8 protein-coding genes are annotated in these 13,892 nt (G+C 42.9%); all 8 read right to left on the bottom strand.

The annotated features are described in order from the left end of the window. Nucleotides 1-240: 240 nt before the first annotated feature. The 8 genes from QUA50_RS27980 to QUA50_RS27945 all read right to left on the bottom strand — a co-directional run bounded on the left by QUA50_RS27980 (nucleotide 241) and on the right by QUA50_RS27945 (nucleotide 13,660). A complete protein-coding gene (locus QUA50_RS27980) occupies nucleotides 241-1,134 on the bottom strand; it encodes a DUF2382 domain-containing protein (RefSeq protein WP_333268468.1) in 894 nt (297 codons plus the stop codon). Between the two features lie 220 nt (nucleotides 1,135-1,354). Continuing rightward, on the bottom strand, nucleotides 1,355-2,209 hold the full coding sequence (locus QUA50_RS27975; protein WP_333268471.1) for a DUF2382 domain-containing protein: 855 nt from the start codon (nucleotides 2,207-2,209) through the stop codon (nucleotides 1,355-1,357). A 545-nt stretch (nucleotides 2,210-2,754) separates the two neighbouring features. Beyond that, complete coding sequence (locus QUA50_RS27970; RefSeq protein ID WP_333268472.1) at nucleotides 2,755-3,270, bottom strand: DUF1499 domain-containing protein; 516 nt, start codon at nucleotides 3,268-3,270, stop codon at nucleotides 2,755-2,757. A 68-nt stretch (nucleotides 3,271-3,338) separates the two neighbouring features. Then, nucleotides 3,339-4,997, bottom strand: coding sequence for an adenylate/guanylate cyclase domain-containing protein (locus tag QUA50_RS27965; protein WP_333268474.1), 1,659 nt, complete (start codon nucleotides 4,995-4,997; stop codon nucleotides 3,339-3,341). Further along, entirely contained in the window at nucleotides 4,972-7,530 is a 2,559-nt protein-coding gene (locus QUA50_RS27960; RefSeq protein ID WP_333268476.1) for a response regulator, read from the bottom strand. The genes QUA50_RS27965 and QUA50_RS27960 overlap by 26 nt, the downstream gene beginning before the upstream one ends. Then, a complete protein-coding gene (locus QUA50_RS27955) occupies nucleotides 7,527-7,919 on the bottom strand; it encodes a response regulator (RefSeq protein WP_333268478.1) in 393 nt (130 codons plus the stop codon). Before QUA50_RS27955 ends, QUA50_RS27960 begins: the two co-directional genes overlap by 4 nt. 364 nt (nucleotides 7,920-8,283) lie before the next feature. Further along, nucleotides 8,284-9,708, bottom strand: a complete 1,425-nt coding sequence (locus tag QUA50_RS27950; RefSeq protein WP_333268480.1) for a response regulator — start codon at nucleotides 9,706-9,708, stop codon at nucleotides 8,284-8,286. A gap of 7 nt (nucleotides 9,709-9,715) precedes the next feature. Then, nucleotides 9,716-13,660 carry a PAS domain S-box protein gene (locus QUA50_RS27945; RefSeq protein ID WP_333268482.1) on the bottom strand — a complete coding sequence of 1,315 codons (3,945 nt, stop codon included), beginning with the start codon at nucleotides 13,658-13,660 and terminating at the stop codon, nucleotides 9,716-9,718. Between the last annotated feature and the right edge of the window lie 232 nt (nucleotides 13,661-13,892).

Below are 13,892 nucleotides of genomic sequence, written 5' to 3'. Positions count from 1 at the left end.
CGCCCGTCCTTAAAAGACGGGCGGGACGCCCATCCCACAAACTTGTGGAAGTTATTTAATTCTCATTCCTTATATTATAGATATTGGTTAAGCCGCCCCTACCAAAATTACGGTTAATTTACCAAACCCGATCTTAGTAGATGGCGGTGAATTTTGTCTCCTGCACAACTCGCCACAGTCCGCTGTTAGATTGAAGTTTCTCGCTAATCGCTAGAATCTACACCGAAAAGGACGAATATTTTAACTCTCTGAATGGTGTTCCGTCATCCATTTTTGGTAAGTCTCCTCAAGTTGCTTGTCTTCGAGAACGAGTTCGAGGCGGACTTTGACGCAACCGTGACGGGGTTGAGAGGCGATCGAATTTAAGATTTTGCTAGCTTTCTGCACAGAGGTAAATTCCGCCTTAACTGTCGGTTCTTGGCGATCGCTCTTAATCTCCGTCAAATCTATACCGGTGATGCTTCCCTCGCCTAAATCTATTTCGGCCAACACCTTCGGATCGTCGCCGACTTGTTCGACAATCAGCTTTTCCCACTGGATAGGTACTTGTACCATCCGAGTTTCAATTTCTTTACGCACTATGACTTCGCCGACTTTGCGCTTGCTGCGATTGATCACCAATCGTTCTTCTAACAGGCGAATTACTTCTCGATCGACAATATCCAAGTTTTCCTCATCGCGATCTGTCTCCCAATTTGCATCTGTGCGATCGGCATCTGTTAGATTTGACATAACTGTTGAGGGATTTGTTAATTCACTGTTGCTAAATTCATTATCCGGTTCCGCGGCATTTTCTAAATACGGATGCTCGCCATTTTCCGAAACTACTGGCAGCAGATCGACTTGAGCCGAATTAATAGTTACAAACAGCGCTTTTTGGTGATAATCCACTTTTTTTAGCAGCTTAACACTTAATAAAAAAATGCGGGGATTTTCGCTCCCTAGCCCGGTCACGACAAAGTTTAACTGACCGTTAGCATTAAAATAGACATCTTTAATTTTGCCGACCAAGTGACCTTGGTTGTCTTTGACGGTAAAACTTTTTAGCTTAGTTCTGACTTTTTCAGGTACCCGGTTGAGACGGGTTATTGATTTGGCAGTTGCTATTTTTTCGGCTGATGCTTGACCGTTCATTTTTTAAACTTTCCTGCTTAGGGATTTTTATTATGAATTGGTAATGGGAAATTGGTAAAGGCGGGGAAAGTGCATAAACGTTGCCAAAACTAGACAAGTTTTTTACCCCCCCGCCAATCACATAGGAATTGCGCGATCGCCACCAATCCAATCAAACCTGCGCGGTGACAGAATTATGTCATTAAGGCACAATTCCTATGCAATACCTGTTGCGGTTGGTTTAGATGTTTTTATTATCTACAACCGCAGTGCCATCAGTTTTAACCTCTAATTCTTCACGACGCAAGGTTTCTTCGCCCTCAACCGTGGTGCGAACAACTTCTTTTCTGACGTTGACTTCTTCCCGGACGAAAGCTTCCTTGTGGATGTCCGCCGTTTCTTCGTAGACTTCCATGCGTGCAACTTCCCCAGATTGGAAGTCAGCCTCACCGACTGAAACTACTCGACCCGCTTCTACCGGGGTTACTCGCTCGATTACGACTCGTTCTTTTTCAATGGGTACTGAAGCTCGCGCTGTTTCAGTTTCCACGCGCTTGCCAACTGCTACTTCGCCTGTTTTTGCACGGTGTTTGTTGGCAATCAAGCGTTCTTCATAAAGCTTGAGATTTTGGTGCTGCTGTTCGTTGGTTTCGTAGAGGGGGCGATCCATATCGTAGCTGTAGCTGCTGCGATCGTAGCTAGCAGGAGTTGCAGTGCGGGCCGCGGCAGTTTCCTGATTGCGGTAGACGCCTCTTACCTGTTCTTCGCGATCGTAATCTAATGGTTCTAATTCATTGTAAGCTGGCAATTGTTCTGCTTGAGCTTTGTTGCGAAGACCTGTGGCGTGGACGCGACGGGCTCCGTAGTCGAAGCGAGCCGACCCGATTGGCAACAATACTTTTTTGCCAAAAATCCAAATACCGGTATCAATTACCAGATAGCGAAAACGACCACTGTCATCAACCAAAGCGTCATAAACAGTGCCTACTTTTTCATCAGAGTCGCCAGCATAAACATCAAATCCCTTGATGTCATCTCCAGCAAATATTTCTTCCTGATAATTAGGATAAAAGTCTGCTAATTTTTGAAGTCCCATGTGTTTTTTCCTCTTTGCTCTACTTAATTTAATAGTAGAAATTAATTCGCTAACTTCCCTCTCCCTAAAGTCAGAAGTGTATAATTTAGATTGTTTAATACTATAGGAATACTACGGAATCTCTTCTTCTGTGCTAGCGTGCTCAGCTCTTTTAAAGATGGTAAAACTATACAACCGCCAATCTCATAACAAGTTTGAAAACTGACAGCCAACCGTAGGAACACGGCAGTGCGGTGTCCTACTCCCCCTGCTGGACACTCCTTTGTGCTGTGTCTACTGTTAATAATTGTTAACTAGCTAGTGACGAATTTACATTATATAGTAGTACACAAATCTCAAAGCCCCTCATCTTGTAGGAGAGCGCAGAGCTGTTTTATTCTCAGGGAAATCATCGTTTTGTAGGGGTAGCGCTAAGAGTGCTTAGCCCCTCCACGGACGAGGGAATCGGTGTTTCAAATATCGGGGTTCTTCACGAGGGTTTGCCCCTACGGATAATGAAACCGCGCTGTAGGAGAGGGGCTTCAGGAAAGCTAGAAATTTTAAGTTCAGAGTTGATTGAGTTGAGTTCTGATAGTTTCAATCCGTTTGCGGTTAACTCCCAAATCCGACTCTCCCAGACGCGAAGCCGATCGCACATGGATGACTTTTGCTTCATCATCTACCAAAAATTCAACGTCATCAACAAACCCCATCAAAGCACTGGTGAACTCTGCATACAGGTAATTATCAGTTGCCGTGATAATTTTAGTTTTTCCATAGGACTCGATCGCCCCTTTGAGCTTTACCATCGCATCACTCTGGGACAAAGTGTATGCCAAAGGCTCAATTTTGTGTTCGGCATCTTGACTGAAGCTGCTGACGCAGTTGGGGGAACTCGGGCACGCTGCGAGTTTTCCTGACACAATCCCGATATTGGCAGGTCTGGTTCCAGCAAACATTGTTTTTTCTCCGGGGATAGCGATAAAAGTAGCGATCGACAGTACCGCTACTGCTAGCAGTGATATTAAAATAACTAGGACTCTTTTCAACGCTGTCGGCGATTTTGTTTCAACTGTTTGCAAAGGATTAGCCCTCCTGAAAGTATAAATGCGGTCTACCTTTCATATTAATGGAAATTTACATCATAAACTTAAAAAGATTTCTTTTGTTCTTCAATTAACCAGTAAGTCAGCATCCTTCCTTTGCCTTTGATCGGGATATGACCCCGTTCTTCCAAAACAAACTGCTCTTTCAAACGCTCGTAAGTCGCCTCCGTCACTTGAATTTTACCAGGCAATCCGTTCGACTCCATCCGCGAAGCAACATTAACAGTATCGCCCCACAAATCATAGCTAAATTTACTAATCCCAATAATTCCAGCCACCACCGAACCGCTGTGAATTCCGAGCCTCAATTGAAAATTTTCTCCCATTTTGGCATTAAACCTCCCCAAAGCTGCCTGCATCTCCAAAGCTAAAAGTGCGATCGCCGACGAGTGATCCTCCCGCGGCGTCGGCAAACCCCCAACCACCATGTAAGCATCCCCAATCGTCTTAATCTTTTCCAACCCGTGCAATTCAGACAACCTATCGAACTCCGAAAAAATCCCATTCAAAATTTCTACCAACTGCGTCGGACTTTTGTGAGCCGAAAACTCTGTAAAACCCACCAAATCAGCAAACAAGACGCTCACCTCATCAAAATGCTCCGCTATCAACTTTTGCTCTTTTTGCAAACGATCCGCAATAGGTTTCGGTAAAATATTCAGCAGCAATTTCTCTGTTTGCTCTTGCTGCACTTTCAGAGCTGCTTCAGCTTGTTTGCGCTGAATCAGCGAACCGAGCTGCGTAGCAACCGCGCTCACTAATTCCAACAAGCGCGGCTGACAATTCAGAACTTTCTCGCGATAAAAAATCAAAATAGCTAACACTTGGTTTTCCGCCAAAATTGGCACCCCAAAAGCCGCTTTCAATCCCACACTCAGCGCAATTTTAGCTCTTAAAAAAACTTGTTCCGGTGCATTAGAAACATCATCTATCCATTCAGACTGCTGCGACTGCCAAATCCTACCCGGAAGTCCCACACCGGGAGCAAAAATCAACTCCCAACTTGTTTGTTGGAATTGGGCAAAACTGGAGTCACTCACGTACCTACCTGTAGCGCATTTTAAAAACCCCTCACTGCAAGGAATCCAAGCTTCGCCCAGATTCCATTCAATAGTTTTGCAAATTAAACCTAAGATCACATCTATAGCCGACTCAAAATCTTCAGATTTGCTAATAGCTTGAGTGGCCTGCAGCAGCAATCTCGTTTCCATTTCCACCTGGTGGCGTTCAGCGATTTCCTGGTGCAACTGGATATTTTGATCGGTCAATTTTTGATTTTTTTCTTGCAATTGCATTTGCAATGAACGCACAGTAAGTTGATTGCTGACTCGTGCCAATACTTCTTTCACCTGAAAAGGTTTAGTTATATAATCCGACCCTCCCACTTCAAAAGCTTTGGCTTTATTTATTCCTTCTTCCAGCGCGCTCAGAAAAATGATGGGGATTTCCCGAAATTGCGATTGGGATTTTAATTTTTTACATAGTTCGTACCCGTCAATATCCGGCATCATAATGTCGAGTAAAATCAAATCTGGCGCGCTAGATTGAATAGCATCTAACGCCGAAAAACCATTAGTAACTGGTCGAACTTTATAGCCATTTTTTTGCAAAATTCTAATCAACAAACGCAGATTATCTGGTGTATCGTCAACTACTAAAATATCCGCTTGATAGTTTTCAGTTTGTTCCGCCTTCATCTGCATTATCTGATTCCTCCGCCTCGGCAATTAAATTGAGAATTTTCTGGTAATCAAAATTATCGAGATGACCCTGGAGGATTTCCGCCAATTCAGGATGAGGCCCCCTTATTTCGTCGATTGTCCTGACAAGTAAGTCAAAATCAGCACTGCGGATTACCTGCTTCATGTTGTCTATCCATTCTGCGGGAAGTATGGGTAAATAAGCAAGCGCAGCATTAGGGAGCGAGTCAGATAAATTATTTCTATCGCCTATTGAGATAAAGTCCGTTGAGTTAGAGTAGAGATACCTCACCCCCAAATGTTTGGTGATGGCATCAAATATATCGGTTTTGCGGAAAGGTTTGCTAATAAAATCGTCGCAGCCGACCAATAAAGCAAACGCTTGCCTTCCTTCAATTGTACTAGCTGTCAAAGCAATAATCTTCGGAATCGGGAATTCGGGATCGGAAATATTCATTTCCCCTTCTTGCTCTCTCTGCTTGATTCTAGTCTTAATTTGTTTAGTAGCTTCGTAGCCGTCCATCACTGGCATTCGCACATCCATCAAAATTAAGTGCGGATGCCAATTTTCCCACATTTCTATTGCTTCCTGGCCGTTGGTGGCTTCTTCCACCCCGAAACCTAAAGGAGAAAGCATTTTGACTAAAAGTTGGCGGTTGTCTTCGCGATCGTCCACAATTAAAATCCGGTAGCACGGTTGATTGGGTTCCAAACCACTCACTTCGCGGTTAAGTTCCGGATCGGGAAGCTCAGCAGCATCAACTGCACCCACTGGAATTTCAAATTTAAAAGTGGTGCCGAGTTCCAGTTGACTTTCTACGACAATTTCGCCTCCCATCAGGCGGACAAATTGACGACTTATCTTCAATCCTAAACCCGTGCCTTTCTGAGTTTTTTGACCGGAAGCTGTTTGCACAAAAGCATTAAAAATGCTGCCCAATTCTTCAGGAGCAATCCCAACTCCTGTATCTTCAATTTCAAATAGAAGAAAAAACCCAGGCACAGTTGACCCCTCAGCCTCATCGCTCCATTCAACATTTGCAAAATCACTGCTAGTTGTCGAAAAATCCCGAATACTTCTTGTGGTATCAAAGCAAGCTGTAGAACTATCCAGTATATCCAGAAAACCCGATTTTTCTAACTTGATAACTCTTAAGATGATTTCGCCTGTTTGGGTAAACTTAATCGCATTACTCAGAAGATTAATCAGCACTTGCCGCAGTTTAATATCATCGGTTCGCACGTACTGAGGAACGTCAGCATCGCGCTGGAAATGCAACTGCAATTCTTCATTATGTACCCGCAGTTGAAACATATCTTGCAAATCGTCAAGCAAGCGGTAGATGTCGAAGCTTTTCGGGTTAAGTGTCATCCGCCCCGCTTCGATTTTTGACAAGTCTAAGACTTCATTGATCAAGGTAAGCAAGTGTTCGCCACTACGGCGAATAATTCTCATATTTTCTCGGTTTTCGACAGTAAGATCCGGACTGGGTTCCATTATTTGTGCAAAGCCGAGTATAGAATTGAGAGGGGTGCGTAACTCGTGGCTCATATTGGCGAGAAACGTGCTTTTAGCTTTGTTTGCTGCTTCAGCAGCTAATGCAGCTTGTTGCAGTTGTTCTGTACGTTCGTCAATTTGGGCTTCTAAGGTGTGGTGGTAATCTGCTAGTATTTTTTCCGCTTGTTTGCGATCGCTAATATCTTGAAAAGCTGCGATCGCATAAACAATATTTCCGCTAGCGTCAAAAATCGGCGTGGTATTGATCTCGATCGCAATTCTTTTGCCATCTTGACGGATTTCTACATCGTCAACCTTGACAGATTGTCCATTCAGTGCACGCAAAATTGGCAAATTATCCGGCGGATAAAGCTCATCAGTATTGGCAACATACAGTTGATAAGTCGCAGCTAATTGTTCCGCAGTGCTTTCCGGGATAGTGTCTGCACCCAGCAAATCCCGCGCTGTCTGGTTGAAATAGGCGATCGAGCCATCGGGATGATAAACAGATACCCCCACTGGCAAAGCTTCTAAAAATTGACTCAGGCGGCTTTCACTGGCAGACAGCGCCTCATTTGCCAGCTTTAACTCCTCGTTTACTTCTTGGCGCTTATGAATTTCATCTGTTAACTTTTGGTCTTGCAAATAACTGTGAACTGCTTCTACTACCGTTAACTTTAAGTCTTCATTTTGCCAAGGTTTAGGAATATAACGGTACAATTTAGCATACTTAATAGCATTGCTCAACGCTTCCAAATCAGCTTGTCCCGTTAGCATAATAGTCAGCGTCTCCGGCGAGCTTTCGTGAATTTTTCTGAGCAGTTCATCCCCTTTAATATCCGGCATGATATAATCGGAAAGCACCAAAGCAATCTCGTATTCATCTGCCTGCAAATCTGCCAGCAACTCTAAAGCATCAGCCCCCCCTTCAGCGGTTTCAATTATACACCGATCGCCGATCGCCTTTTTCAGTTCAATCTTTAAACTGTTCAAAACGTCAGGTTCATCATCAATACAAACGATCACAGGTTTTTTCATAACTTAGCCAGCCCAGATTTTATAATTTCTATTAAGTCTTTGCTTTGCCAGGGTTTGTACAAACAACAGTATAAATCTGCTTCTTCTACAGCCCGCTGAACAGCCGATACCTCCGCCTGTCCAGTCAACATCACTTTAATAATTGTAGGATACTTTTGGTGAACTTTGATTAAAAGTTCGTCACCTTTAATTCCCGGCATCAGCCAATCCGAAACAACCACAATCACCTGAGCTTTTTTTTGAAATTCCTCAAGTAAATCTAAAGCTTCATCACCACTTTCAGCTAATTCATAAAAATAATCATTCTTAAATTCATTTTTGAGCTGCATCTTGAGAGTATTCAAGATATCTGGTTCATCGTCAACGCAAATAATTACAGGCTTATTCATCTTTTCCTCTCTGCTTAAATTTTATTAGGTTTATCGATATGACTTGCTTTTACATTTTTTTACAGTATTGATTTTGGGCAAGGATGCAGGATATCTGTCCCCTATCTTATTTTAATAGGACTTCCGAAGATTAACCCGGTTTATTGTAATAAATCTTGTATTTCTCAGCGAGACAGCGACGAGAGTCAATCGATTGCGCGATTTTAGATGGCAGATTAAAGAATTGAAGCATTGACTTGCGCGAGATAAATTCGGGCGCGCCTTTATCGGATACAAGTTTTTTATTTCTGGACGGGTGAATTCGGGGGCTGGCATCCTGGATGTCTTCGGTCATCGGGAATCAGCCCCTACAGGTAAGTGTTGTTTAATAAATTGGCAGCGAGACTGTAAAAGTTGTCTGCCCCGGTACAGAATCAACAGCAATTGTGCCTTCGTGTTTTTCCACAATTTTTCTCACAATATCCAATCCCAAACCGCTACCTTCGCCCGCAGATTTTGTCGTAAAAAATGGCTGAAAAATTTTGGGAATAACTTCTGAGGGAATACCTTTGCCGTTATCAGTAAACTTAAGTAAAATATTCGCCCCTTGCTGCCCAGTTTCAATCGTCAAAACACCTTTATAATCCATTGCTTGCAGGGCATTATGAACGAGATTCGTCCAAACTTGATTTAAGTCATCGGGATAGCACATAATTTCGGGTAAATCTCCATAATTTTTCACTACTTCTATACCGTGTTTTAGTTGATTTTGATAAAGGGTTAACACCGTTTCAATGCCATCATGTAAGTTCGCCTGGACTTTTTCTGGTTTGCTATCAAAATGAGCGTAGGTTTTTAAGGCAAATACTACTTTTCCCGACTTCGCTGTGGCTCTTTGGATCAGGCTAATACTTTTTTTAAAGCTCGCAAACTGGTAAGCACTATTTAAAACTACTTCCCAATCCGGCGATTTGAAAAGCGGCAAGAACTCTTCTATATTTTCGTAGATTTCCATGTCAACTAAAGTATCCGCAATTTCCTCGGAGTTTTCAACAGATTCTGCCATCATGTCCGCAGTCAACTGCTGCTTAAACTTGCGTTTTTCTCTACTTGTGAATAAAACTTCTTGATGGGTTGCTCTGTACATTAAAGCTAAAAAATAACTTTTGCTTTCGTCAGAAAGTTTCTGATAAGTTTCCTGAAATTTATCGAAAAAATCGTCTGAAAAATTAGCTATATTATTAATAGACGAACCTATAATACCCAAGGGAGTATTGATTTCGTGAGCAATGCCGGCAATCAGTTGTCCCAGGGCTGCCATTCTTTCCGATTGAATCAAATGCTCTTGGGTGGCTTGCAGTTGGTGGATTGCCGTTGCTAAATCTTGATTTTTTTCTTGCAAAGTTTGTTGCAGCGAACAAATTTTTAAATGAGTTTCTATCCGGGCTAAAACTTCTTCAACCTGAAACGGTTTAGTAATAAAGTCAACTCCGCCAACTGCAAAAGCTTTAACTTTATCCAGCACGTCATTAATCGCACTAATAAAAATAACAGGAATGTCTTTGGTAATTTCAGAAGCTTTGAGTTGCTGGCAAACTTGATAGCCGTCCATTTCCGGCATCATAATATCCAGCAGCACTAGATCCGGGGGTATTTTTTGAGCAGCAGACAATGCTAGCTTGCCATTGGGTACGGGGCGAACTTGATAGCCTTTTTCGCTCAAAATTCCTGCCAGCAGCCGCAGGTTTTCTGGCGTGTCGTCTACTACTAAAATATTAGCTCGATTGGTTTTAGGTAAAGTTAAAGTCATCGGGTCTTTACTGTTTCTCGCTGAGTTCGATTATGTTCAAAATTCTGTCATATTCAAAATTATTAATGCAATCTTGAAGCTTGGTCGCAAGAGAGGGATTGACAGTGCCAATTTGTGCGATCGAAGTTGCGATCGCCTCCATGTCCACACTCAAAATACTTTGCTTGAATTGGGCCATCCAATCTGGAGACAGAGAGGCGAAAGCCTCCGGTATCAGCACCTCCTGACTTGACTCCTCTACACCTGTGGCACTTACGGCAGTTGGATCTTCATAAATATAGCGTACTCCTAAATGTTTCCCCATTGCCACAAAGATATCCTCCTCTCGGAACGGTTTCCGCATAAAATCATCGCAACCCGCCGAAAGAATCACCGCCCGTTCTTCCTCCAAAACGCTAGCAGTTAGGGCCACAATCGCCGTTGCTTGCCCCCCAGTTGTAGTTTTAATCTGTTTCGTGGCCTCATAGCCGTCCATCACAGGCATTCTCATGTCCATCCAAATCAGATGCGGTTCCCACTCCATAAAAATATCAACCGCTTCTTTACCATTATTCGCTTCTCTCAACTCAAATCCGAGTGGACTGAGAAGTTTTACCAACAGTTGGCGGTTCAAGGGTTTGTCGTCCACAATTAGCAAGCGGTAACTCGGCTGATTCGGTTCGAGGGCAACAACTCGACGTTGAGTCTTTTTGCTTTCAATATCACTAGCTTCAACCAGATGAACTTGGATGTCAAACTGAAATACTGCACCCTTTCCGATCTCGCTGCTAACCGTAATTTCACCTCCCATTAATTGCACGAACTGGCGGCTAATAGCTAAACCTAAACCCGTTCCTTCCTGAGAATCTTTACCTGTTTTCGTCTGCACGAATGCTTCAAACAACTGATTAATTTCCTCAGCAGCAATGCCTGCACCAGTATCTTGAACTTCAAAATGCAGCCAGTAGTGGCCGGGCAATTGGTCAGTGCTGTTTTTATGTATATTCCGCCTTCCTGCTTTGACTTGCATCGACACTCCCCCTTCTGAAGTAAATTTAATTGCATTATTGAGCAAATTAATTAAAACTTGCCGCAATTTAACTTCATCAGTACAAATATAATGGGGAACTTCTGCGTCTCGATCGAAGATTAATTGCAAACCTTTTTGCTCAGCTTTGAGAGCAAACATATCTTCTAAATCATCGATTAGTTGGTATAAGTCGAAGCTTTTTGAATTAATAGTAGTGCGTCCGGCTTCAATTTTTGATAAGTCTAAAACTTGGTTAATTAAAGCCAGTAAATGTTCGCCACTCCGCAGGATAATTCCGACATCTTCTTGATTTGCCTGAGACAAAGTTTTACTGCGAAGCATGACTTGAGCAAAACCGATGACCGCGTTCAGGGGCGATCGCAATTCGTGGCTCATATTGGCGAGAAAGGTACTCTTAGCTTTGTTTGCTGCTTCGGCCGCTTCTTTCGCCTGCTGCATTTTGATTTCCGCTTGTTTGCTATCAGTAATGTCTTTAATAAAGCCTTCGTAGTAAAGCAGATTTCCTGCTTCATCGCAGACAGCGCGACAATTTTCCGAAATCCAGATTATGCTGCCATCTTTGCGGTAAATTTCCGATTCAAAGTTGGATAGTATTCCGTCCTCGTTCATCAGCGCAGCAAATTCATCGCGGCGGTTGGGTTTCACGTAAAGCTGGTTATTGAAATTCGGCTGTACTGCTATTAATTCTGCAGGCGATTCGTAGCCGTAGATGTTAGCTAAAGCGGGGTTAGCGCTGATGTATTTCCCGTCACCAGCAGTTTGAAAAATTCCATTCAAAGCATTTTCATAAATATTGCGGTACTTTTCTTCTGCTTCCCGGAGTGCAGTTTCGGCTTTTTGGCGCTCGGTAATATCGCTAGAAATCGACAAAAAACAAGCTTCTCCGTCAATATTGATGGTTTCTATAGACAGCAGTGCCGTTCTTTCTGTACCATTTTTATTGCGAAACCTCAGCTCATAATTGTGAAGAGCCGTCTTATCTTTTAACATTTGAATCATGCGATCGCGCTCTCCCAAACTCGCCCAAAAATTGAGTTCTACCGCAGTTTTGCCAATGATTTCTTCGTGACTGTACCCCATCATCCGACAAAAGCTTTCATTGGCTTCTATGTGGCGACCATCGCTAATTCTAGTCAGAGTAATTGCATTAGGACTTAAACGAAAAGCTTTAGAAAACTTTTCTTGTGCTTTGGCAAAATCGGCGGTACGTTCGGCAACTTGCACTGCTAAATTGTCGTTGTATTCCTTTAATACTTTCTCCGCTAGTTTGCGTTCTGTAATATCTTGAAAAGCGCACATCCCGTAGATAATATTTCCTTGAGCGTCATAAATAGGAGTTCCCCAAACTTGCAGGGGAACAGTTTTGTCAGTCGAGGTAATTTCAAGGTCATCAACAGTTACACTCTTACCCTGCAAAGCATTTAAAATTGGGTCGCGTTCCGCCGGGTAAATTTCCTGAGTACCAGCTAAATAAACTCGGTAGGATTGACGTAAAGTTTCGGAATCTGCTGGTACAATTCCTTGAGCTAACAATTGCTCTCCAGTAGGATTGATGTAGTGAGGTTTACCGTTGGGCTCGGCAATAAAAATTCCTAGCGGTACTGCATTTAAAAATTGTTTTACTCGGTTTTCGCTTTCCGAGAGAGAAGTAAAGGAATGCTGCAATTGAGCGGCCATGCTGTTAAAAGCAGCGGCAAGTTCTCCCAGTTCGTCTTCGCGATTCAGAGTGAGCTTTGTATCCCATTCATTCCGCGCCAAAGCTTTGGCGGCAGCATTCAATCTTAAAATCGGCTTAATTACCCATTTAGCAGTAAGAATTCCCAGAAGTGTCGCCCCGATTAAAGCTGCAACCGACAGCAAAAAAGTCGTGCGCGTATTGGCGTTAATTTGCTCCATAAAGTCGGACTCTGGTACAACTACCACAATCAGCCAATCCAACCCGCGATCGTCTTTAAAAGGAGCTACCTGAATAAAATTTCGCTGGCCATCAATATCAAAAGTAAGTTGTTGAGAATTATTGATTTTAGCTAAGCTATCGTAGGATTTATTTAAATGTTGTGCAGTTTGACGAATTACCGGATTCTCGCTTTCTGAAGCTTTAATGCGCCTTGTTTCTTTACCTTCCACCACGAATTCTTGACTCGCAGTTGAAGTAGCAATCAACATCCCCGATCGCTCCATGACAAAAGTTTGTCCCGATTTGCCAATTTTGAGGCTAACCAGAAATTCTTTGATTCGGGAAAAGAGCAAATCGCTGCCAGCTACGCCTAACAATTTGCCAGCGTCGTCGTAGATAGGCAAAGCAGCCGTAATTGCCAGTTCCCTAGTCAAAAAATCTGTATAAATTGGAGTCCAAATAGGTTTTTTTGCCAGAGCGGCAGCTATGTACCAAGGGCGAGTTCGCGGGTCATAAATATCGGGTGAAATTTGCACTAATTGAACGCGGTTTCCCTGAGAGTCCGCAGTATATCGAGCTAATTTATTGTCAGTAGAGCTGTCAGCAGCAGATATCAAAATTCCATCTTTAGTGCGGATTGCTCCAGAGTGTTCTCCATTTTCTTTGCCGGTGTAAATGATGCTGATAGAATCAAAATATTGAATTTGTTCTAGAAAATGATGTTCTAGTTTTTGCTTTTCTTCTAGGTTCAATTGCCCCAGTTTTATGCCTTGAAGGTTCAGGTAATTTACAATGTGGGGAGTTGACATATAATGTTCCATGCGGTCTTTGATGCGATCGCTAATTTCTCCCCGCAACTGAGCGGCAACATCGTTGACTGCCCGCTGACCGTTTTGGAAAGATAGCCAACCTACAACTCCTACCGTGCCGACAATTTGCACTAAAAAAGGAACCACAAGCACCGTTTGTAATGGAACTTTGCCGATAATTTTGGTAGCAAAGCGATTGAGGGGTTTAGGAAACATATTCATCTTAAGAGGAATTGGAAATAGGAAATGGGGAATTGGGCATTGTTAATTGTTTTGGGTTCCGATTTAAAATTATTTTCGCTTTGCTCTTCCTTTTCTCCTTCTGCTGTAGTTTACCGACAACAGTACCGTCGATCAATTTCAATCAAAATAGCGTATTTCTAAGGAATGAGAATTAAATAACTTCCACAAGTTTGTGGGATGGGCGTCCCGCCCGTCCAAAAAGGAC

The sequence above is a fragment of the Microcoleus sp. M2_D5 genome (genome assembly GCF_036701935.1).
GTDB lineage: Bacteria > Cyanobacteriota > Cyanobacteriia > Cyanobacteriales > Microcoleaceae > Microcoleus.
This window is presented reverse-complemented; position numbering and strand designations above follow the sequence as displayed.

Coding starts and splice junctions, on each gene's coding strand:
- QUA50_RS27975 (WP_333268471.1), bottom strand. CDS start 2,209: ATGGGACTTCAAAAATTAGCAGACTTTTATCCTAATTATCAGGAAGAA.
- QUA50_RS27955 (WP_333268478.1), bottom strand. CDS start 7,919: ATGAATAAGCCTGTAATTATTTGCGTTGACGATGAACCAGATATCTTG.
- QUA50_RS27960 (WP_333268476.1), bottom strand. CDS start 7,530: ATGAAAAAACCTGTGATCGTTTGTATTGATGATGAACCTGACGTTTTG.
- QUA50_RS27945 (WP_333268482.1), bottom strand. CDS start 13,660: ATGTTTCCTAAACCCCTCAATCGCTTTGCTACCAAAATTATCGGCAAA.
- QUA50_RS27980 (WP_333268468.1), bottom strand. CDS start 1,134: ATGAACGGTCAAGCATCAGCCGAAAAAATAGCAACTGCCAAATCAATA.
- QUA50_RS27950 (WP_333268480.1), bottom strand. CDS start 9,708: ATGACTTTAACTTTACCTAAAACCAATCGAGCTAATATTTTAGTAGTA.
- QUA50_RS27965 (WP_333268474.1), bottom strand. CDS start 4,997: ATGCAGATGAAGGCGGAACAAACTGAAAACTATCAAGCGGATATTTTA.